This window comes from Microbacterium capsulatum, assembly GCF_030865425.1.
GTDB lineage: Bacteria > Actinomycetota > Actinomycetes > Actinomycetales > Microbacteriaceae > Microbacterium > Microbacterium capsulatum.
This window is the reverse complement of sequence record NZ_JAVFCB010000002.1, coordinates 197,665-218,135: the sequence shown is the minus strand read 5'-3', so window position 1 is coordinate 218,135 and position 20,471 is coordinate 197,665. Positions and strand designations below refer to the sequence as shown.

Annotated in this window: 16 protein-coding genes; 6 read left to right on the top strand and 10 right to left on the bottom strand. The window is 71.7% G+C overall.

All coding sequences use genetic code 11. The features are described 5' to 3' along the window. The first annotated feature begins 79 nt into the window (after window positions 1-79). Together RBR11_RS03920 and RBR11_RS03915 are read left to right on the top strand one after the other, a co-directional pair. Window positions 80-361 carry a DUF4031 domain-containing protein gene (locus RBR11_RS03920; protein WP_308487998.1) on the top strand — a complete coding sequence of 94 codons (282 nt, stop codon included), beginning with the start codon at window positions 80-82 and terminating at the stop codon, window positions 359-361. Then, a complete protein-coding gene (locus tag RBR11_RS03915) occupies window positions 358-978 on the top strand; it encodes a TMEM175 family protein (RefSeq protein WP_308487997.1) in 621 nt (206 codons plus the stop codon). Before RBR11_RS03920 ends, RBR11_RS03915 begins: the two co-directional genes overlap by 4 nt. Window positions 979-1,016: 38 nt before the next feature. Here the strand turns inward: RBR11_RS03915 and RBR11_RS03910 are convergent, their stop codons facing one another. Then, window positions 1,017-3,497 (bottom strand): Rne/Rng family ribonuclease, encoded by a 2,481-nt coding sequence (locus RBR11_RS03910; RefSeq protein WP_308487996.1) that lies wholly within the window; start codon window positions 3,495-3,497, stop codon window positions 1,017-1,019. 266 nt (window positions 3,498-3,763) lie between these two features. On the opposite strand from RBR11_RS03910, the gene RBR11_RS03905 reads away from it, so the two are divergent. Beyond that, window positions 3,764-4,378 (top strand): vitamin K epoxide reductase family protein, encoded by a 615-nt coding sequence (locus tag RBR11_RS03905; protein ID WP_308487995.1) that lies wholly within the window; start codon window positions 3,764-3,766, stop codon window positions 4,376-4,378. A gap of 179 nt (window positions 4,379-4,557) precedes the next feature. On the opposite strand, the gene ndk is transcribed toward RBR11_RS03905, so the two are convergent. Genes ndk through ileS form a run of 4 tightly spaced genes read right to left on the bottom strand, consistent with a single transcriptional unit; the run spans window position 4,558 to window position 10,133 of the window. Beyond that, on the bottom strand, window positions 4,558-4,974 hold the full coding sequence (gene ndk / locus RBR11_RS03900; protein ID WP_308487994.1) for a nucleoside-diphosphate kinase: 417 nt from the start codon (window positions 4,972-4,974) through the stop codon (window positions 4,558-4,560). Window position 4,975: 1 nt separating this feature from the next. Beyond that, entirely contained in the window at window positions 4,976-5,428 is a 453-nt protein-coding gene (locus tag RBR11_RS03895; RefSeq protein ID WP_308487993.1) for a DUF4233 domain-containing protein, read from the bottom strand. Continuing rightward, window positions 5,416-6,771, bottom strand: coding sequence for a bifunctional folylpolyglutamate synthase/dihydrofolate synthase (locus RBR11_RS03890; RefSeq protein ID WP_308487992.1), 1,356 nt, complete (start codon window positions 6,769-6,771; stop codon window positions 5,416-5,418). The genes RBR11_RS03895 and RBR11_RS03890 overlap by 13 nt, the downstream gene beginning before the upstream one ends. Beyond that, window positions 6,768-10,133, bottom strand: coding sequence for an isoleucine--tRNA ligase (gene ileS / locus RBR11_RS03885; RefSeq protein WP_308487991.1), 3,366 nt, complete (start codon window positions 10,131-10,133; stop codon window positions 6,768-6,770). The genes RBR11_RS03890 and ileS overlap by 4 nt, the downstream gene beginning before the upstream one ends. A 437-nt stretch (window positions 10,134-10,570) precedes the next feature. Here ileS and RBR11_RS03880 point away from each other — a divergent pair, with 437 nt between their 5' ends. After that, the gene (locus RBR11_RS03880) at window positions 10,571-11,215 is read left to right on the top strand and encodes a pentapeptide repeat-containing protein (RefSeq protein WP_308487990.1); all 645 of its coding nucleotides are present in this window, start codon (window positions 10,571-10,573) and stop codon (window positions 11,213-11,215) included. Between the two features lie 171 nt (window positions 11,216-11,386). On the opposite strand, the gene RBR11_RS03875 is transcribed toward RBR11_RS03880, so the two are convergent. The 5 genes from RBR11_RS03875 to RBR11_RS03855 all read right to left on the bottom strand — a co-directional run bounded on the left by RBR11_RS03875 (window position 11,387) and on the right by RBR11_RS03855 (window position 17,411). Further along, window positions 11,387-12,229 (bottom strand): DUF559 domain-containing protein, encoded by an 843-nt coding sequence (locus tag RBR11_RS03875; protein WP_308487989.1) that lies wholly within the window; start codon window positions 12,227-12,229, stop codon window positions 11,387-11,389. A 236-nt stretch (window positions 12,230-12,465) separates the two neighbouring features. Next, window positions 12,466-13,992, bottom strand: coding sequence for an ATP-binding cassette domain-containing protein (locus RBR11_RS03870; protein ID WP_308487988.1), 1,527 nt, complete (start codon window positions 13,990-13,992; stop codon window positions 12,466-12,468). Continuing rightward, window positions 13,989-14,801, bottom strand: a complete 813-nt coding sequence (locus RBR11_RS03865) for an ABC transporter permease (RefSeq protein WP_308487987.1) — start codon at window positions 14,799-14,801, stop codon at window positions 13,989-13,991. The genes RBR11_RS03870 and RBR11_RS03865 overlap by 4 nt, the downstream gene beginning before the upstream one ends. Then, on the bottom strand, window positions 14,798-15,784 hold the full coding sequence (locus RBR11_RS03860) for an ABC transporter permease (RefSeq protein ID WP_308487986.1): 987 nt from the start codon (window positions 15,782-15,784) through the stop codon (window positions 14,798-14,800). The genes RBR11_RS03865 and RBR11_RS03860 overlap by 4 nt, the downstream gene beginning before the upstream one ends. A 4-nt stretch (window positions 15,785-15,788) precedes the next feature. Next, complete coding sequence (locus RBR11_RS03855; RefSeq protein WP_308487985.1) at window positions 15,789-17,411, bottom strand: ABC transporter substrate-binding protein; 1,623 nt, start codon at window positions 17,409-17,411, stop codon at window positions 15,789-15,791. A gap of 187 nt (window positions 17,412-17,598) precedes the next feature. On the opposite strand from RBR11_RS03855, the gene valS reads away from it, so the two are divergent. Together valS and RBR11_RS03845 are read left to right on the top strand one after the other, a co-directional pair. Then, the gene (gene valS, locus RBR11_RS03850; RefSeq protein WP_308487984.1) at window positions 17,599-20,205 is read left to right on the top strand and encodes a valine--tRNA ligase; all 2,607 of its coding nucleotides are present in this window, start codon (window positions 17,599-17,601) and stop codon (window positions 20,203-20,205) included. Next, entirely contained in the window at window positions 20,202-20,465 is a 264-nt protein-coding gene (locus tag RBR11_RS03845) for a hypothetical protein (protein ID WP_373889761.1), read from the top strand. Before valS ends, RBR11_RS03845 begins: the two co-directional genes overlap by 4 nt. The last annotated feature ends 6 nt before the right edge of the window (window positions 20,466-20,471 follow it).

Below are 20,471 nucleotides of genomic sequence, written 5' to 3'. Positions count from 1 at the left end.
GCGTTCCGATGCCGCAAAGCGAGGGCGACCGTGTCGGGATCCGGATCCGGGATCCTCTTCGCGCCCGTAGGATCGCGGCATGGCGATCCTCGTGGACGATGCGATGTGGCCGGCGCACGGCCGGCTCTGGGCGCATCTGGTGAGCGACTCCAGCGTCGACGAGCTGCACGCCTTCGCCGCCTCGCACGACATCCCGCCGCGCGCCTTCGACCTCGACCACTACGACGTCCCGGAGGAGGCGCTCCCCCGCCTGCTCGCCGGCGGGGCCGAGCACGTCGGCAGCAAGGAGCTCACCCGCCGCCTGATCGCGTCCGGCCTGCGGATCCCGGCCCGCGATCGCGCGGATCGGCACGTGCGATGACCTCCAGCCGGCTCGAGGCGTTCAGCGACGGCGTGCTCGCGATCATCATCACCGTCATGGTGCTCGGTCTCGCCGTGCCCAAGGGCGCGAGCTGGACCGACCTCGTGCACACGTCCGGCCTCGGTCTGCTCACGTACGTGCTGAGCTTCGTCTACATCGGCATCTACTGGAACAACCACCACCACCTGTTCCAGCTGCGGCCCGTCGTCGACGGCGCGGTGCTCTGGGCCAACCTGCACCTGCTGCTGTGGCTCTCGCTGTACCCGTTCACGACCGCCTGGCTCACCCAGACGCGGGTCGCCGAGGTGCCGACGGTCGTGTACGGGCTGAATCTGCTCGGGGCGGCGATCGCGTACATGGTGCTGCAGCAGACGATCGCGCACCGGCCCGGAGGAGCACGGATCCGTGCGGCGTTCGGCCGTGACCTCAAGGGCGTGATCTCCCCGATCCTGTACCTGATCGGGATCGGGCTCGCTTTCGTCCAGCCGTGGATCGGGCTGGTGCCCTTCGTCGCCGTCGCGGTGATCTGGCTCGTGCCGGACCGGCGGGTGGAGCGCTATCTGAACGCGCAGGGGCCCCTCGGCGAGGCCGCGGACGACGAGGAGGACCCGGCGTAGCGCCGGGTCCTCCTCGAAACCTCCGGGGTCGTTCCCGTTCAGTCCGCGTCGGAGGACGGCGCGGCCTCGGTCGTGTGAACGACCGCGGTGCCGGCCGACAAGGCGGCGGTGGTCACCCGGCGGCGGTTGCGGCCCTGACCGGGCGCCTTCGGCTCGGGCAGCGCGTCGAGCACCGAGTCGAGCAGCTGCTCGGCCTCGGAGCGGGGGCCCTTGCCGCGGTCGGATCCGCCGCGCTTCTTGCGCGGGCGCTTGGTGCGCTCCGGGGCCGGGGCCGCCTCGACGGCGGTCTCGGCCGGAGCCTCGGCGGCGGCCGGGGTCTCGCCGACGACCGCGCGGGTGGACGCGGCGATCTGGGCGAGGGCAGACTTCGCGCCCTCGGGGATGCCGTGGGTGCCGCCGCTGGCCGGCGCGGCCGCGGGCGCCTGTCCGCCGGCGTTGCCGCCCTGGTTCCCGCCGCCGTTGCCGCGCTGGCGACGGTTCGAGCTCTGTGCGGGAGCGGCGGCGCGGTGCTTCACGACCGGGTCGTGGTGCACGATCACGCCGCGGCCGGCGCAGACCTCGCAGGGCTCGCTGAAGGTCTCCAGCAGACCGAGGCCGAGCTTCTTGCGCGTCATCTGCACGAGGCCGAGCGAGGTGACCTCGGCGACCTGGTGCTTGGTCCGGTCGCGGCTCAGGCACTCCACCAGCCGGCGCAGCACGAGGTCGCGGTTCGACTCGAGCACCATGTCGATGAAGTCGACGACGATGATGCCGCCGATGTCGCGCAGACGCAGCTGGCGGACGATCTCCTCCGCCGCCTCGAGGTTGTTCTTGGTGACGGTCTCCTCGAGGTTGCCGCCGGAGCCGACGAACTTGCCCGTGTTGACGTCGACCACGGTCATCGCCTCGGTGCGGTCGATGACGAGGGATCCGCCGGAGGGCAGCCAGACCTTGCGGTCCAGGGCCTTCTCGATCTGCTCGGTGACGCGGTACGCGTCGAACGGGTCGCTCTCGTCCTCGTACGCCTCGACCCGCTCGAGCAGGTCGGGGGCGACGGACTCCAGGTAGGAGCGGATCGTGCGGCCGGCGTCGGCGCCCTGGATCCGCATCCGGGTGAAGTCCTCGTTGAAGACGTCGCGGACGATCTTGACGAGCAGGTCCGGCTCGGCGTGCAGCAGCGCGGGGGCCTGCTGCGACTCGACCTGCTTCTGGATGTAGCTCCACTGCGCGGTGAGGCGCTGCACGTCGTTGGTGAGCTGCTCCTCGGTGGCGCCCTCGGCCGCGGTGCGCACGATCACGCCGCTGGACTCCGGGAGCACCTCCTTGAGGATGCGCTTGAGGCGGGCGCGCTCGGTGTCCGGGAGCTTCCGGGAGATGCCGTTCATGGACCCGTTCGGCACGTACACGAGGTAGCGGCCGGGCAGCGAGATCTGGCTGGTCAGGCGGGCGCCCTTGTGGCCGACCGGGTCCTTGGTGACCTGGACGAGCACGCGGTCGCCGGGCTTGAGCGCGAGCTCGATGCGGCGGGGCTGGTTGCCGGTCTCGACGCCGTCCCAGTCGACCTCGCCGGAGTACAGCACCGCGTTGCGGCCGCGGCCGATGTCGACGAAGGCGGCCTCCATGCTGGGCAGCACGTTCTGCACGCGGCCGAGGTACACGTTGCCGATCAGCGACGCGTCCTGATTGCGGGCGACGTAGTGCTCGACGAGGACGTTGTCCTCCAGCACGGCGATCTGCGTGCGGCCGTTCTTGGAACGGACGATCATCTCGCGGTCGACGGCCTCGCGGCGGGCGAGGAACTCGGCCTCGGTGACGACGGGACGGCGGCGGCCGGCGTCGCGGCCGTCGCGGCGGCGCTGCTTCTTCGCCTCGAGCCGGGTGGATCCCTTGATCGCCTTCGGCTCGGTGATGTACTCGACGACGCGGCGCTGACGGGGCTGCTCGCCCTCGCCGCGGCTGCGCGTGCGACGGTTCTCGTCGGACTCGCGGGGCTCGCGCGTGCTGCGCGCCGGCAGCGGCACGATCGTCGGCGCGTAGAAGTGCAGCTGGGTGGAGACGCGGGAGACGAACACCTCGGGCAGCAGGCCCAGGCTCACCGCCGTGACAGCGGCGGGCTCGGGCGCTACGACGGTCTCGGCGACCTCGGTCCCCGAGCCTGTCGAAGGGGCTTCGTCATCGGCGGTCTGCTCGGCCTCGGGCTCGGCGGTCTGCTCGGCCTCGGGGCCGGTCTGCCCTGCGGCAGGCTCGACATCGTCGGTCCCGGCGTCGGCGGTCCCGGCATCGTCGGTCCCGGCGTCGTCGGCCACTGAGCCCGTCGAGGGGTCCTCGGCCGGAGTCTCCGCCGCGTCGACGGGCTCAGCGACCGGGGAGGTCGTCTCGTCGACCCGCTCGGTCTCGGTCTCGACCGCGGGGGCCTCGTCCGACGGAGCCTCGGCAGCCTCGTCGGCGCCCTGCTCGTGCGCGGCAGGCTCCTCCGGCGCTACCGGCAGCAGCGCATCGAGGTCGAGGGTAGGGGCGTTGTCATTGTTCTCGTCGGCCATCTCTGGCGTACTCCCTGCACGGCGGCCCGGCCGCCGTGAATTCTCTCGTGCGGCGCTCGCTGAGCGCCGCGAACTCAATCGGTCTGCGATCGGCACATGCTCTGATCGCTGGGAGCCGGAGCTCCCGAAGTCTGTATCCGTCGTCCGCCCAGCGGGGCGGCGCGACCTGACCATTATCGCACCTTCCCGCAAGGAACCCCGCGCCGACGCGTTCCGACACGTCGGGTGCGCACCCCGCGCCGAACCGCACCTGGGATAATCGGGCCATGTCTGCACAGCGCAACCGCCCCGTCGGCTACGCCATCTGGCTCATCATCGCGAGCGTCGTCGGCTGGTGGGCCGCCTTCCAGCTCACGCTCGACAAGTTCGCGACGCTGGAGGATCCGAACTCCTCGCTCAGCTGCAACGTCAGCGTCTTCGTGCAGTGCGGCAAGAACCTCGAGTCCTGGCAGGGGTCGGTGTTCGGATTCCCGAACCCGCTGATCGGGCTGACGGGCTGGATGGCCCCACTCGTCGTCGGGGTCGCGATCCTCGCCGGAGCCCGCTTCCCGCGCTGGTTCTGGGGGCTGTTCGGGCTCGGCATCACCGGCGCGTTCGTGTTCATCTGCTGGCTCATCGGGCAGAGCTTCTACGCCCTGCACACGCTGTGCCCGTGGTGCGGGCTCACCTACCTCGTCGTGATCCCGACGTTCTTCGCGACCGTGCAGCAGCTGTTCGCCAACGGGACGTTCCCGATCAGCCACCGCGCCCAGGAGGGCGCCCGTCGCCTGGGCGTCTGGGTGCCGCTCGCGTCGATCCTCGCGTTCGCCGTGATCTTCGCCCTCGCCCAGACCTCCGGCATCGACCTGATCGGCGAGATCCTCCGTCTCGTCCGCGGCTGATCCGCCTCGCCCCGCTCGGCTACGACGCCCATCCGGCGAGACTCCATTTTCCGCATGAGACACCACGCGAGTCATGATGTCTCATGCGGAACGAGGAGTCTCGCGGGTTCGCGGCGAACGAGAACGCCCCTGTCGGGCCCGACGAACACGCGGACCGACAGGGGCGTTCTGTCGCGGGTTCAGGCGAACCAGATGCCGAGCTCGCGCGCGGCGGACTCGGGCGAGTCGGAGCCGTGCACGAGGTTCTGCTGCACCTTGAGGCCCCAGTCGCGACCGAAGTCGCCGCGGATCGTGCCGGGCGCCGCCGTCGTCGGGTCGGTGGTGCCGGCGAGCGAGCGGAAGCCCTCGATGACGCGGTTGCCTGCGAGGCGGATCGCGACCGACGGGCCGGACAGCATGAACTCGATGAGCGGCTCGTAGAACGGCTTGCCCTCGTGCTCGGCGTAGTGCGCGGCGAGCACGTCGCGGTCGGGCTCGACGAGACGGATGTCGACGAGGGCGTAGCCCTTGGCCTCGATGCGGGCCAGGACCGCGCCGGTGAGGCCGCGGGCGACGCCGTCGGGCTTGACCAGGACGAGGGTCTCTTCGATGGGCATGTCAATCACTCTCTGTCGGATGAGCGGGGGCTTCGGGGTGGGCGGCCGCGGCACGGGCGGCACGGTCGGCACGACCGCCGACGATCATCGCGTAGGCCCACATGCCTCCGAAGACGATCGCGACGAGCAGCATCGCGGTGACCACGAAGGAGGAGAGCAGGACGACGACCTGCAGGATCCATCCCATCACGATTCCGGCGCGGCTGCCCATGAGGCCGGCCGCGACGAGCATCGCGACGGACACGACGGCCCCGCCGACGATGCCCCACCACGGGGCGATGTCGGGTCCGAGCGCCTTCAGGCCGAAGACCGTGAGCCCGCCGAGCGCGACGACGACCGCCTCGAAACCGAGGATGATGGATCCGAGCTTCTGCACGAGCCCGCGGGGTGCGCGGGCGCGGCGGGGCTTGGCCCCCTCGGATCCCGGGGCGCCCGCGTCGGTCACGACCGCCATCCGCTCTTCCAGTCCTCCTCGGCGGCGAGGGCGATGGCCTCCCCGGCGAGCACCACGGATCCGGCGATCACGACCGCACGACGGTCGGCCGAGGCCGCCCATTCGCGCGCGGCGTCGGCCGCGTCGGAGAGAGACGGGTGCACCGTGACCCGGCCGCCGGCCTGCTCGACGAGGTCGGCGATCGCGTCGGCGTCGCTCGCCCGGTCGGAGTCGGGGGCGGTGGCGAACACGTGCTGCACGGACGGCACGAGGGTCTGCACGATCCCCGCGGCGTCCTTGTCGCCCAGCACGCCGAGCACGAGACCCCATTCGTCGAAGTCGAAGCTGTCGCGCAGCGCCTCGGCGAGCGCACGGGCGCCGTGCGGGTTGTGCGCGGCGTCCACGACGACGGTCGGGGCGATGCCGAGCAGCTGCAGACGGCCCGGCGAGGTCGCGCCCTGCAGGCCCTCGGCGAGCACGTCGCCGACGATCGCGTGCTGCGCGCCGCCGATGAGGGACTCGACCGCCGCGATCGCGAGGGCGGCGTTGAAGCCCTGGTGTGCGCCGTAGAGCGGCAGGTACTCTTCGCGGTACTGACCGGCGAGCCCCCGGACGGTGATCTGCTGCCCGCCGATGGCGAGGCGCTGCTCGGCGAGGGCGAACTCCTGCCCCTCGAACGCGATCGTCGCACCGTGCTCGGCGGCGACCCGGCGAAGCACGGCCTCGGCCTCGGGCGTCTGCCGGGACGACACGACGGCCGCGCCGTCCTTGATGATCCCGGCCTTGACCTCGGCGATCTGGGCGATCGTGCCGCCGAGACGGTCGGCATGGTCGAGGTCGATCGGGGCGAACACCGCGACGTCGCCGTCGGCCGTGTTCGTCGAGTCCCAGGATCCGCCCATGCCGACCTCGAGGACCAGCACGTCGATGGGGGCGTCCGCGCACGCCACGAACGCGAGCACGGTGAGCAGCTCGAAGAAGGTGAGCGGGGCGTCGCCGCCGGCCTCGAGCTCGGCGTCGACGATGCCGACGAACGGCTCGACCTCGTCCCAGGCGTCGGCGACCGCGGCGTCCCCGATCGGCTGACCGTCGATCATGATCCGCTCGGTGAACCGCTCCAGATGCGGGCTCGTGAACAGGCCGGTGCGCAGCCCGTGCGCGCGCAGCAGGCTCTCGATCATGCGGGCGGTCGACGTCTTGCCGTTCGTGCCGGTGATGTGCACGACCCGGTACGTCTTCTGCGGGTCGTCCATCAGCTCGAGCAGACGCGCGGTGCGCTCCTTGCGGGGCTGCACCCAGCGCTCCCCCGCCCGCTCCAGCAGCGCCGTGTAGACGGCGTCGGCCCTTTCGCGGTCGCTGCTCATACGGCGTCTCCGATCCGGCTCACGGCCACGGCGAAGCCGCCGCGGTTGGCGTAGGTGCCCTTGTCGATGTCGGCGACGAACTCCGCCGCCGCGAACTCCGCGCCGGCGCCGAACACCGCGGCCTCGACCGCGAGGGTCTCCTCTGCGACGCCGGCGATGTCGAACGCCGCACGGACCGCCGCCGCGTCCTCCGCGTCGTCGAAGCGCAGCTGCAGTCGGATCCGGTCGCTCACGTCGAAGCCGGCGTTCTTGCGGGTGTCCTGCACGGCACGGATCACGTCGCGGGCCAGGCCCTCCGCCTCGAGCTCGGGCGTGGTCGCGGTGTCCAGCAGCACGAAGCCGCCGCTCGGCACGACCGCGAGGGCCTCGCCGTCGGGGCGGCCCGTGGTCTCCAGCGCGAGCTCGTACTCGTGCGGCTCCAGCGCGATGCCGTCGGCGGTCACGATGCCGCCCTCCTCGGTCCAGAAGCCGTCCTTCGCGGCGCGGATCACGCGCTGCACCTCCTTGCCGAGGCGCGGACCGGCGGCACGCGCGTTGACGCTGAGGCGGTGGCTGATCCCGTACTCGACGGCGGTGCCCTCGCTCTGCGCGACGAGCTCGACCGACTTGACGTTGAGCTCCTCGCGGAGGATGTCCTCGAACGGGGCGAGCGAGGCCGCGACCGGCGAGACGACGGTGAAGCGGCCGAGCGGCAGGCGCACGCGCAGCTTCTCTTTCTTGCGCAGGGCGTTGCCCACGCTGGACAGCTCGCGCACGGCGTCCATCGCGTCGCGCACGTCGTCGGCGTGCGGGAAGAGCTCGGCGTCCGGCCAGTCCGTCAGGTGCACGCTGCGGCCGCCGGTGAGGCCCTGCCACACGCGCTCGCCGATCAGCGGCACGAGCGGGGCGGCCACGCGGGTGAGGGTCTCGAGCACCGTGTACAGCGTGTCGAACGCCTCGGTGCCGGAGCCGGTCGCTGAGCCTGTCGAAGCGTCGACGCCCACCCAGAACCGGTCGCGGGACCGGCGGATGTACCAGTTCGTGAGCACCTCGGCGAAGTCGCGCAGGCGCGCGGCCGCCGTGGTCGAGTCGAGACCCTCGAGGTCCTCCTGCACCCCACGGACGAGGTCACCGGTGCGGGCCAGGATGTAGCGGTCGAGCACGTCGGTCGAGTCGGTGCGCCACTGCGCCACGTAGCCCTCCCCGTCCGGGCCGGCCGCCGCGTTCGCGTACGTCGCGAAGAAGTACCACGAGTTCCACAGCGGCAGGATGAACTCCCGCACGCCCGCGCGGATCCCCTCCTCCGTCACCGACAGGTTGCCGCCGCGCAGCACCGAGCTGGACATCAGGAACCAGCGCATCGCGTCGGATCCGTCGCGGTCGAGCACCTCGGACACGTCCGGGTAGTTGCGCAGCGACTTCGACATCTTGTTGCCGTCGGAACCGAGCACGATCCCGTGGCAGCTCACGCCCGTGAAGGCGGGGCGGCCGAACAGCCCGGTCGAGAGGGCGTGCATGACGTAGAACCAGCCGCGGGTCTGCCCGATGTACTCGACGATGAAGTCGGCCGGCGAGTGCGCCTCGAACCATTCCTGGTTCTCGAACGGGTAGTGCACCTGCGCGAACGGCATGGATCCGGAGTCGAACCACACGTCGAAGACGTCCTCGATGCGGCGCATCGTGCTCTTGCCGGTCGGATCGTCCGGGTTCGGACGGGTCAGCTCGTCGATGTACGGGCGGTGCAGATCGACCTCGCCCTCCGCATTGCGCGGCAGGCGGCCGAAGTCGCGTTCCATGTCGGCGAGGGATCCGTAGGCGTCGACGCGCGGGTGCTCCGGGTCGTCGCTCTTCCAGATCGGGATCGGGGATCCCCAGTACCGGTTGCGGCTGATCGACCAGTCGCGGGCTCCTTCGAGCCACTTGCCGAACTGACCGTGCTTGACGTTCTCCGGCACCCAGGTGATCTGCTCGTTGCCCGCGAGCATGTCGTCCTTGAAGTCCGTGACGCGCACGAACCAGCTGGAGACGGCCTTGTAGATGAGGGGGTTCCGGCAGCGCCAGCAGTGCGGGTAGGAGTGCAGGTAGCTCTGCAGGCGCAGCAGGCGACCGTTCGCGCGCAGCAGGCGCACGAGCGGGGTGTTCGCGTCCATCCACAGCTCGCCCGCGACGTCGGTCACCGACGGCAGGAAACGGCCGCCCTCGTCGAGGGAGAGGATCGTGGGGATCCCGGCGGCGCCGGCGACGCGCTGGTCGTCCTCACCGTAGGCGGGTGCCTGGTGCACGATGCCGGTGCCGTCGGAGGTCGTCACGTAGTCGTCGACGAGGATCCGCCAGGCGTTCTGAGTGCCCCAGGTCTCGACGTCGGCGTAGTAATCGAAGAGGCGGTCGTAGGCCACATCGCCCAGCTCGGCGCCGGTGACGGTGGTCTCGATCGCGGCGACCGCGTCGTCGACGCTGTCGTAGCCGAGATCCTTCGCGTAGCCGCCGAGGAGGTCCTTCGCGAGCAGGAAGCGACCGACGTGCGCACCCTCGGCGGCGCCGTTCGGGCCGACCGGGAGCACGGCGTAGACGATGTCCGGCCCCACGGCGAGCGCGAGGTTGGTCGGCAGGGTCCACGGCGTCGTGGTCCAGGCGAGCGCCCGCACGCCCTCGAGCCCGAGCGCCGCCGCCTTGTCCCCTGTGAGCGGGAAGCTCACCGTGACGGAGGGATCCTGACGCTCCTTGTACACGTCGTCGTCCATGCGCAGCTCGTGCGCGCTGAGCGGCGTCTCGTCGCGCCAGCAGTACGGCAGCACCCGGTAACCCTCATAGGCGAGGCCCTTGTCGTGCAGGGTCTTGAACGCCCAGAGCACGCTCTCCATGTAGCTCAGGTCGAGCGTCTTGTATCCGCGTTCGAAGTCGACCCAGCGGGCCTGCCGAGTGACGTAGTCCTGCCACTCGTGCGTGTAGGTGAGCACGGACCCGCGCGCCTTCGCGTTGAAGACGTCGATGCCCATCTGCTCGATCTCGTCCTTCTCGGTGATCCCGAGCTGCTTCATCGCCTCGAGTTCGGCGGGCAGGCCGTGCGTGTCCCACCCGAACACGCGGTCAACCCTCTTGCCGAGCATGGTCTGGAAGCGCGGGAACAGGTCCTTCGCGTACCCGGTGAGCAGGTGGCCGTAGTGCGGCAGGCCGTTCGCGAACGGCGGGCCGTCGTAGAAGACCCACTCCTCGGCGCCGTCACGCTGCGCGATCGAGGCGCGGAAGGTGTCGTCGGCCTCCCAGAAGGCGAGCACCTCGCGCTCGATCTCGGGGAAGCGCGGGCTGGGCGTGACGGCGGCGGAGCCGAATGCGGATCCGCTCGCGGAGCTCGTCGGGGCGGCGGAGGAACGCGGATAGGTCATCGTGTCTCGCAGTGTCGGTGGCGGGCGGATGCTGCTGCGGGGACGATCCGTGCGGACCGCGGTACCACCCTGCTTGCCCCGTCCGGCGGACGCGGCCACTCTCCCTGCGGCTGTGACGGGCCTGCCCCGCTCGGTTCTACTGACATCCGTCCCTGTCGGGCGAAAGCGTTCTTCCGAGAGCTCCCCGGTGATGGCCGGATCGATGCTCGTGGTCATAGTCTACGACGCCTCCCCGGGAGCGCATGTCGGCCGGGTGGTCGCGTCCGCTTCGCGCGGAGATGTGCGCGATCTTCGGACGGATCCCGCGATACGGTCCGAAGGTCGCGTACTTCTCCGAATCTTCCGCTCGGACGTCCCGCCTCTCGTGTCGCGGAGGGAGGGCCGTGTAGCCCATCCGGCCGTGAGCCGCGCTCGGCCTCGGGCCCTACTCTCGTCGGATGGCCCGCCCCACCGTTCGTCCCGTCCCGCCGCGCGTCTCCCCGCCCGATCTGCCCGAGGCACTGAACGACGCCGCGGGACGTCGGAACGGCGACCATGTGCTTCAGCGGATCCCGCTCGCCGATGATCTCGCGCACGCCCGGTTCGAGCAGTGCTCCCTGTCGGGATCCGCGGATCGGGCGGATCTCACGGGCGTCACCCTGCTCGACGTCGAGATCGTCGACGTCCGTGCCGCCGTCGTCACGCTGAAGGACGCGACGGTCCGCCGGCTGCGGATCTCGGGCGGCCGGATCGGGACGCTGGACCTGTCCGGCGCGCACGTCGCCGAGCTGATCCTCGAGCACGCGCGGATCGACTACCTGACGCTCGCCGCGGCGAAGATCCAGGACTCGCTCATCGCGGACTGCACGCTCACGACCCTCGACCTGCCGGCGGCGACGGCGACGCGGGTCCGGTTCGAGCGCACCCGCGTCGACGAGGTCGACACCCGCGGCCTGCGCGCCGACTCCCTGGATCTGCGCGGGCTCGACGCCGAGGCGTTCCTCGACGTGTCCGCGCTGCGCGGCGCCACGCTGACCCCGCACCAGGTCGCTCTGCTCGCCCCGGTGTTCGCGAGAGCCGCCGGGATCGACGTGCAGGACTGACGCGACGCGGATCCGGGTCCAGTGGCGCGGATCCATGTCCCTGTCCGCGGATCCCCACGTGTGCTGCTCGGTCGGAGATGTACGCGAGCTTCGGACGAATCCGCGGTATCGGTCCGAAGAACGTGCACATCTCCGAAACGGGCGCACGGAAACACCGGGCCGCACGCAGGATCACCGCGCCCGGTGGAGCCCCTGCGCGACGGCGCGCATGATCAGGTCCTGCACCATCGGCCACTCGAACATCATCTGCGGGTAGCTGATCCGGATCACGTGATAGCCCATCAGGCGCAGCTCGGCATCGTGCCGGATGTCCTCGCTGCGCTGACCGCCCACGTGATGCCGGCCATCGATCTGCAGCACGAGCCGATCGCCGATGAGCGCGTCGACCCGGTGCCCGGCGATCCAGGTCTGGATGCGGATCGGCAGCCTCAGCCAGCCCAGCCGGGGGCGCAGGTAGGTCTCCAGCCCCGCATCCGCGAACGGCGTCGCCTCGGCGAGGATCCGGCGTGCCGCGGGCTTCCACGGAAGTCGCGAGAGCCCCTCGAGGGTGACGAGTCCGCGGTTGAGCGCCGACTCCCACGTCGCGAGGGCTCGCTCGAACGGTTCGCAGTCCGCGACGGCCGTGAGCACGTTCTCGATCGGATCCTCCAGGGCGTCCGGATCCCGGGGCAGGATCGGAGCGAACCAGTGCACGTGCGTGCGCTCCGACGGACGGCATGCGGACTTCGGATCCGCGCCGACGTGGAACGCGGTCGGTACGTCGTGGACCCACAGCCCGAGGCGGGCGGCCTGCGAGACGCAGGTGACGACGACGCCCTCCCGCGCAGCCGCGACCCGCACCGGATCCGCATCCGGCGTCGCCACCCAGCCCCGCCGCACCCGGATCACCCGGTTCGCCCGGACCGCACCGTCGATCGCGCGGCGCCCGATCCCGTGATCCGTGAGGCGCACGACCCGGACGACACCGCCGCGGTCGGCGACGAACTCGGCAGGATCCGGTGCACGCGAAGTCATCTCCCCACCGTGTCGCGGATCGGACCCGTCACCGGTCCGGACCACGGATCCCGTGCAGAATCCGCCCGGCGACCGCGCGGTGCAGGACGATCGGCCGAGGTCCACCGGGATCAGGACCGCGCGCGGTCGCCTCGGAGATGTGCGCGAACTTCGGACGGATCCGGCGAACCGGTCCGCGGTTGCCGTACAACTCCGACGGGGCGTACGGATCCGACCGTGCGCACGCGGCACGGATCTCAGCCGGACGCGGATCCGGACGCCGCGAGCAGCTCGCGCGTGAACGGGTGCTGCGGGTCCGCGAAGACCTGCGCGGCGGATCCCTGCTCCACGACCGCGCCGTCCTGCATCACCAGGACCTCGTCCGCCACGGCCGCGATCACGTCGAGGTCGTGCGAGACGAGCACCATCGTCAGCCCGCGCTCGCGCTGCAGCCGGTCGAGCAGTGCCAGCACGCGCGCACGCACGGTGGCGTCGAGGGCCGACACCGGCTCGTCGAGCACGAGCACGGCGGGATCCGCCGCGAGCGCACGGGCGATCGCGGCGCGCTGGCGCTGACCGCCGGACAGCGCCGCGGGGCGCCGGCCGGCGAGGGCGGGATCCAGGTCGACCTCGCGCAGCAGCTCGGCCACCCGCGCCGGGCGCGCAGCCCGGGGCACCCCGCCCGCAGCGAGCGCCTCGCGCAGGGACCGTCCGATGCTCCAGCGCGGATCGAAGGCGCCGAGCGGGTTCTGGTGCACGAGCTGGATCCGCGGCCGTGCGCCGTCCCGCCACGCGAGCGTGCCGTGGTCGGGCCGCTCCACGCCGATGAGGATGCGCGCGAGCGTGGTCTTCCCGGATCCGGATTCACCGACGACGCCGAGCGTGCGCCCCTCGTGCACCGCGAACGACACGTCGCGCAGCACGGGGCGGTCGAAGCTCTTGCCCAGCCCCTGCGCCGCGCCCAGGACGGATGCCGCCGGGGCGGGCTCGGCGCGCACCTCCGGCGAGGCGGCTGCGACGAGCTCGCGCGTGTACGCCACCGCGGGGTTCGACAGCACGACCTCCGCCGGACCCTGCTCCACCACGGCGCCGCCGCGGAGCACGACGATCCGGTCCGCGACCCGCCGGACCGCCGCCATGTCGTGGCTGACCAGGACCACCGCCGTGCCGTCGTCGGCGATCCGACGCAGCAGATCGAGCACCCGCGCCTGCACGGTCGCGTCCAGGGCCGTGGTCGGCTCGTCGGCGATCAGCACGGCCGGCGCCGCGGCGAGCGCGGACGCGATCAGGGCCCGCTGCCGCAGCCCGCCGGACAGCTCGTGCGGATGCTGCCGGGCACGGCGATCCGGATCCGGCATCGCGACGGCCTCGAGCAGCGCGCGCACCCGGGCGCCGCGGTCCTCGCGGGGCACCGTCCCGTGGATCTCCAGCGGCTCGGCGACCTCGGCGCCGATGCGGCGGAGCGGGTCGAGCGAGACGAGCGCGTCCTGGGAGACGAGGGCGATCCGGGATCCGCGCAGCTCGCGCCAGCCGCGCTCCGCACGCGCACGGGCGTCGGTGCCGTCCACCGTCAGCTCGTCCGCGGAGACGTCAGCCCCCGCAGGCGAGAGGCCGAGCAGCGCACGGACGGTGAGCGACTTGCCCGCCCCCGACTCGCCGACGAGGGCGACGCACTCGCCCGGCGCGGCGTCGAACGACACGCCGTCGACGAGCGTCCGCCCGCCGAGCCGGATCCGCAGACCGGCGACGCGAAGCGCGGACGGCGCCGGGGCGACCGAGTTCATGCCCGCCTCCCCTCGGCCGCCGCCCGCAGAGTGCGCCCGAGGAACGTCGCCGCGAGCACGGTGAGGGTGATCGCGAGCCCCGGGAACACCGAGATCCACCACGCCTGACCGAGCACGTTCCGCCCGCCGGAGAGCATCAGCCCCCATTCGGGTGCGGGCTCGGTCGGCCCGAGCCCGAGGAAGCTGAGCCCCGCCGCGGCCAGAATGCTCGACCCGAGCCCGATCGTGGCGAGCACGCTGAGCGAGCCGAGCACGCCCGGCACGACGTGGCGGCGGAACGCGGTGAACCGCCCGACGCCGAGGATCCGCGCCGCCTCGACGTGCTCGGCGCGGCGGAGCACCTGCGTCTGCGCGCGGGCGAGCCGCACGTACACCGGCATCGCGGCGAGGGTGACGCCGACCGCGACGTTCACCGGACCGGGCCCGAGGATCGCGACCACGACGAGCGCCACGAGGAACTCCGGGAACGCCATGAGCACGTCGTTGACCCGCATGAGCACCGTGTCCGCGAAACGCGGAGCCGAGCCCGCGACCGATCCGACGACGAGGCCCACGATCAGCGCGAGCGCCGTGGCGAGCGCGCCGATGCCGAGCGAGCGCGCGGCGCCGTGCACGACCCGGGTGTAGACGTCGCGGCCGCTCTGGTCGGTGCCGAACGGATGCCCGGCGCCCGGTGGCAGCAGCGCGTGACGCACGTTCGTCTGCAGCGGGTCCAGAGGGGCGAGCACCCCCGGCAGGAGCGCCGCGAGCACCGCGACCGCGAGCACGAGCACGGCGAGGACGAGCAGGATCCGGCGCAGGGCGTTCATCGTGCGCCCCCGGCGTCGGGGCGGGCCGGCGCGGCCAACACATCCCGCAGCCGCGGGTCCAGCAGCGGCGCGAGCAGCTCGACCGCGGTGTTCACGACGACGAACACGAGCGCGCTGAGCAGGATGATCCCGGTGACGACCGGCAGGTCGCGTCCGGTGATCGCCGCGAGCGTGACCCGGCCGAGCCCGGGACGGGCGAACACGGTCTCGACGAGCACCGCCCCGCCCAGCAGCGATCCCACGAGGTAGGCGCTCAGCGTGAGCGCCCCGATCGAACCGTGCCGGAGCGTGTGCCGCAGCGTGAGACGGCCGTGCCCGGCGCCCCGGGCACGCACGGTGAGCGCCCAGGGCTGCCGCTCCGCCGCCTCCACGCCGTCGCGCAGCACCTGCCCGAGCAGGGCCGCGACGGGCAGCGCGAGGGTGACCGCGGGCAGCACCAGGCTCGCCCCCGTCCGCGCGCCGGACAGCGGGAACCAGCCCAGCCCGAACGCGAACACGGTGAGCAGCAGCAGACCGATCCAGAACACCGGCGACGACAGCACGATCAGCTCGCCGGTCGCGATGAGGCCGCGGGCGAGGGGCCTTCGGGCGATCAGCACACCCGCCAGGGCGAGGATCACCGCGATCGCGAGAGCGGCCGCCGTCAGCTGCACGGTCGCGCCGAGCTGGCCGCCGATCACCTCGCTCACCGGCATCCGCAGCTGATAGGACGTGCCGAGATCCCCGCGGAGCAGGGATCCCAGCGACGTCAGGTACTGCTGCCACAGCGGCTGGTCCAGCCCCAGGTCGGCGCGGATCCGGTCCTTCACCGCCTCGCTCACCTGCGCCTGCGGCCCGAGCATCACGCTCACCGGGTCGCCCGGCAGCACCCGGAACGCGAGGAACGAGACCGTCGCGGCGCCCCAGAGCACGAGCGCGACCGACAGCAGGATCGACCCGATCCGGCGAGGGATGGGGCCGATCCGCTGCAGGACGCGGCGCATCGGATTACTTGACGCTGGTGCCGAAGAACAGCGGACGGCCGTAGATGTCGAAGGTCAGGCCCGACACCCTGTCGTCGACCGCGGTGATCGCCGAGGTGACGTACAGCGGCATGATCGCGTCGTCCTTCGCGTTCCACTGCTGCAGCTGCGCGTAGACGGCGGAGCGCTTCGCGCCGTCCGTGGTGGCGATGCCGTCCTTGAGCAGCTGGTCGACCTTCGGGTCGCTCACCGAGGAGGCGTTCTGGAAGCCGTCGGTCGCGAGGTGGCTGCGCAGCAGGTCGGGGTCGACGCCGGAGAAGTCCCAGTCGGTGATGTCGAACGTCTTCGGGCCGTACTTGGCGTTGTACGCGCCGGGCTCGAGGGTCTCCCGGGTGATCTCGAACCCGACCGCCTTGAGGTCGGACTGGATCGCGTTCGCGAGGGCCGCGTGGTCGTCGGACACCGGGGTCCACGCGATCCAGTCGGCGCTGAGGCGCTTGCCGTCCTTGATCCGGATGCCATCGGCGCCGCGCTGGGTCCAGCCGGCCTCGTCGAGCAGCTTGTTCGCGAGGGCCTTGTCGAAGGGCCAGCTCTTCTCGAGCGTCTTGTCGTAGCCGGGCGTGGTCGGGCCGAGGATGCTCCAGGCGCGCGGGAACTGACCGAAGAAGATCTTGTCCACGGCCGTGTCGACGTCGACCGCGCGGGTGAACGCCTCGCGCACCTTCGGGTCGGCGAACACGCCGAACTTCTCGTTGAGGAACAGCGAGTACGGCAGGCCGGGCACCTCGGCCGACTTCACCGTGGCCTTGCCCTTCAGGGCCGCCACGAGGTTCGGGGGCAGCTGGGAGGCGAGGTCGATCTCGCCGGAGGCGACGGATCCGCTGCGCGCGGACGCCTCGGGCAGGATCCGCACGCGCAGGGTCTGGAACGCGGGGGCCTTCATGCCCTCGGGCGCCCAGGCGTACTTCGCGTTGCGGGTGTAGACGATCTCCTGGTTCGGGGTGTAGCCGCTCAGCTCGAACGGGCCGGTGCCGACCGTGATGCCCTTGCCTCCGGCGGCGAGGTCCGCGGCGTGGTCCTTGAGCACCTTGGGCGCGTAGAAGCCGAGCTGCGCGGTGCTGGCCGCCTGCAGGAACGGCGCGTACGGCTGCGAGAACGTCACCTTCACGGTGGTCGGGTCGACGACCTCGGTGCCCTTGTACAGCTCGCCGCCGAGCATGCTCGCCGCCTGGGCCGACTTCGTGGCCGGGTCGACGATCCGGTCGAAGTTCGCCTTGACGGCGGCGGCGTCGAACTTCTCGCCGTCGGTGAAGGTCACGTCGTCGCGGAGGTGGAAGGTGTAGGCCGTGCCGTCCTTCGAGACGTCCCAGCTCTTCGCCAGCCACGGGACGAAGGATCCGTCGGCCTTCTGGAACACGAGCGAGTCCAGCACGGCGCGCTGCACCATGGCGGTCACGTCGAGCTGGCTCGACTGCGGGTCCATCTTGCCCGCGGAGAGGAGGCTGCCGTCCACGCCCCAGACGAGCTCGCCGTCGCCCGATCCGCCCCCGCTCGAGGTCGAGGCGCCGGAGCAGGCGCTGAGCGCGAGCGCGGCGGCCGCGGCGAGCGCGGCGAGAGGCAGGAGTCGGCGCCGAAGCGGAGAAGGCATGGGTGTTCCTCGGAGTGCTGTGATCGGGACACTCCAGGCTATCGGTTTGTGCACCGGGTGGATCATTCGCGGCGGCCGCCGGACGATGCCGGACGGCCTCCCCGCCGGGCCCGGCTAGACTGTCGGGAACCCCCACACTCAGGCACGCTCACACGGTGCCGCACACATCGCACGAGGAGATTCACCCATGTCAGTGGCGAACCCGGTTCCCGACAAGCCCGCGCTGGAAGGCCTCGAAGCGAAGTGGGGTGAGCGCTGGTCGACGGACGGGACCTTCCTGTTCGACCGGATCCGCGCCGCGCAGAGCGGCCGCGACGGCGTCTATTCGATCGACACCCCGCCGCCCACCGCGAGCGGCAGCCTGCACATCGGGCACGTGTTCTCGTACACGCACACCGACGTGAAGGCGCGCTTCGAGCGCATGCGCGGCAAGACCGTGTTCTACCCGATGGGCTGGGACGACAACGGCCTGCCGACGGAACGCCGCGTGCAGAACTACTACGGCGTGCGCTGCGACCCGTCGCTGCCGTACGATCCCGAGTTCGCTCCCCCGTTCGAGGGCGGCGACAACAAGTCCTCGCGCGCGGCCGACCAGCTGCCGATCAGCCGTCGCAACTTCATCGAGCTGTGCGAGCGCCTCACCGAGGAGGACGAGAAGCACTTCGAGGCGCTGTTCCGCCAGCTCGGCCTGAGCGTGGACTGGACCCAGACCTACCGCACGATCTCGCACGAGTCGATCCGGCAGTCGCAGCTCGCGTTCCTGCGCAACCTGGAGCGCGGCGAGGCCTACCAGTCCCTCGCCCCGACGCTGTGGGACGTGGACTTCCGCTCCGCGATCGCGCAGGCGGAGCTGGAGGACCGCGAGCAGCCCGCCGCGTACCACACCATCGACTTCCCGTTCGCGGACGGATCCGGCGCCCTCACGATCGAGACGACCCGCCCGGAGCTGCTGCCCGCCTGCGTCGCGCTCGTGACGCACCCGGAGGGGCCGCACAAGCACCTCATCGGCACGAAGGTGCGCACGCCCTTCTTCGACGCCGACATCGAGATCCACGGCCACCACCTCGCCCAGCCCGACAAGGGCACCGGCGCCGCCATGGTCTGCACCTTCGGCGACGTGACCGACATCGTGTGGTGGCGCGAGCTGCGCACGACCGACGGCCGCGACCTGCCGAACATGACCACGATCGGCCTGGACGGCCGCTTCCTCGCCGACGCCCCCGCCTCGGTCGGGAACGCCGACGCCGCGACCTGGTACGTCGAGAACATGGCCGGCAAGACGGTGTTCTCCGCCCGCAAGGCGCTCGTCGAGAAGCTGCAGTCCACCGGCGCCCTCACCGCGATCGGCAAGCCCTTCAACCACGCCGTGAAGTTCTTCGAGAAGGGCGACCGCCCGCTCGAGATCGTGTCCACCCGCCAGTGGTACATCCGCAACGGCGCCCGCGACGCCGAGCTGCGCGACCAGCTCCTCGCGCACGGCACCGAGCTGAACTGGCACCCGGACTTCATGCGGGTCCGCTACGAGAACTGGGTCGGCGGCCTCACCGGCGACTGGCTCGTCTCCCGCCAGCGCTTCTTCGGCGTGCCGATCCCGCTCTGGTACGCGCTGGACGAGAACGGCGAGCGCGATTACGACCGCGTGCTCGTGCCCGACGCGGCACACCTGCCGATCGACCCGACCAGCGACGTGCCGGCGGGCTACTCCGCCGAGCAGCGCGGCGTGCCGGGCGGGTTCGACGCCGAGGCTGACATCCTGGACACCTGGGCGACCTCGTCGCTCACGCCGCAGCTGGCCGGCGGCTGGGAGCGCGACGCCGAGCTGTGGGACCTCGTTTCGCCGATGGACCTGCGCCCGCAGGGCCAGGACATCATCCGCACCTGGCTGTTCTCGACCATGCTCCGCTCGACCCTCGAGGACGGCCGCACCCCGTGGCGCAACGCCGCGATCAGCGGCTTCATCGTCGACCCGGACCGCAAGAAGATGTCGAAGTCGAAGGGCAACGTGGTCACGCCCGCCGACATCCTCGACGCGCACGGATCCGACGCGGTCCGGTACTGGTCGGCCTCCAGCCGCCTCGGCGCCGACGCCGCGTTCGACCCGCAGAACCCCACCCAGGTGAAGATCGGCCGTCGCCTGGCGATCAAGATCCTGAACGCGGCGAAGTTCGTGCTGTCCTTCCCGGTGCCCGAGGACGCCGAGATCACGCACGCGCTGGACGCGTCGATGCTCGCGACGCTCGACGGCGTCGTGCGCGAGGCGACGAAGGCGTTCGAGAACTACGACCAGGCCCGCGCGCTCGAGGTCACAGAGGCGTTCTTCTGGACGTTCTGCGACGACTACCTCGAGCTCGTCAAGGAGCGCGCCTACGACCGCACCGACGTCGGCCAGGCGTCCGCCGCGCTCGCGCTGCGCCTCGCCCTGTCGACGCTCCTGCGCCTGCTCGCCCCGGTCGTGTCGTTCGCAACCGAGGAGGCGTGGAGCTGGTTCGAGGAGGGCTCGATCCACACGGCGTCCTGGCCGGAGCCGTCCGAGAGCGCGGGCGAGCCCGCGATCCTGGCCACCGCGAGCAGGGCGCTGATCGGCATCCGCCGCGCGAAGACCGAGGCGAAGGCGTCGCAGAAGACCCCGGTGTCCTCCGCGACCATCGCCGCGCCGGCCACCGAGATCGCGTCGCTGCGCGCCGCGGCCGACGACCTGCGAGCCGTGGGCCGGATCGCCGAGCTGACCTTCGTCGAGGCGGAGGAGCTCCTCGTCACGGCGATCGAACTGGCCGCGATCGAGGAGGCGAGATGATGCAGCTCGGCACGCGCTGGGCGGCCGGATCCGAGCCGCCCGCCTCGGTCCCCGCGGCCCTGCGCCCCGCGATCGCCGAGGCCGAGGCCCGGAGCGTCGAGAACGGCACCCTGAGCCTGCAGACCGGCGTGCTGAACCTGCTCCGCGGCACCTGGACCCTCACCTGGCTGGAGGGCCGGCCGATCGCCGAGCTCGACACCGGCTGGGAGGTCCTGCGCACCGCGTCCGGAGAGGTCGTGGTCCGTCCCTTCGAGGACTGACCCGTC

What these genes read in the sequence shown, in the direction of transcription:
- RBR11_RS03910 (WP_308487996.1), bottom strand. Translation starts at nt 3,497, where the DNA reads ATGGCCGACGAGAACAATGACAACGCCCCTACCCTCGACCTCGATGCG.
- RBR11_RS03845 (WP_373889761.1), top strand. Translation starts at nt 20,202, where the DNA reads ATGATGCAGCTCGGCACGCGCTGGGCGGCCGGATCCGAGCCGCCCGCC.
- RBR11_RS03915 (WP_308487997.1), top strand. Translation starts at nt 358, where the DNA reads ATGACCTCCAGCCGGCTCGAGGCGTTCAGCGACGGCGTGCTCGCGATC.
- RBR11_RS03875 (WP_308487989.1), bottom strand. Translation starts at nt 12,229, where the DNA reads ATGACTTCGCGTGCACCGGATCCTGCCGAGTTCGTCGCCGACCGCGGC.
- ndk (WP_308487994.1), bottom strand. Translation starts at nt 4,974, where the DNA reads ATGCCCATCGAAGAGACCCTCGTCCTGGTCAAGCCCGACGGCGTCGCC.
- RBR11_RS03920 (WP_308487998.1), top strand. Translation starts at nt 80, where the DNA reads ATGGCGATCCTCGTGGACGATGCGATGTGGCCGGCGCACGGCCGGCTC.
- ileS (WP_308487991.1), bottom strand. Translation starts at nt 10,133, where the DNA reads ATGACCTATCCGCGTTCCTCCGCCGCCCCGACGAGCTCCGCGAGCGGA.
- RBR11_RS03860 (WP_308487986.1), bottom strand. Translation starts at nt 15,784, where the DNA reads ATGCGCCGCGTCCTGCAGCGGATCGGCCCCATCCCTCGCCGGATCGGG.
- RBR11_RS03855 (WP_308487985.1), bottom strand. Translation starts at nt 17,411, where the DNA reads ATGCCTTCTCCGCTTCGGCGCCGACTCCTGCCTCTCGCCGCGCTCGCC.
- RBR11_RS03895 (WP_308487993.1), bottom strand. Translation starts at nt 5,428, where the DNA reads ATGGCGGTCGTGACCGACGCGGGCGCCCCGGGATCCGAGGGGGCCAAG.
- RBR11_RS03880 (WP_308487990.1), top strand. Translation starts at nt 10,571, where the DNA reads ATGGCCCGCCCCACCGTTCGTCCCGTCCCGCCGCGCGTCTCCCCGCCC.
- valS (WP_308487984.1), top strand. Translation starts at nt 17,599, where the DNA reads ATGTCAGTGGCGAACCCGGTTCCCGACAAGCCCGCGCTGGAAGGCCTC.
- RBR11_RS03865 (WP_308487987.1), bottom strand. Translation starts at nt 14,801, where the DNA reads ATGAACGCCCTGCGCCGGATCCTGCTCGTCCTCGCCGTGCTCGTGCTC.
- RBR11_RS03905 (WP_308487995.1), top strand. Translation starts at nt 3,764, where the DNA reads ATGTCTGCACAGCGCAACCGCCCCGTCGGCTACGCCATCTGGCTCATC.
- RBR11_RS03870 (WP_308487988.1), bottom strand. Translation starts at nt 13,992, where the DNA reads ATGAACTCGGTCGCCCCGGCGCCGTCCGCGCTTCGCGTCGCCGGTCTG.
- RBR11_RS03890 (WP_308487992.1), bottom strand. Translation starts at nt 6,771, where the DNA reads ATGAGCAGCGACCGCGAAAGGGCCGACGCCGTCTACACGGCGCTGCTG.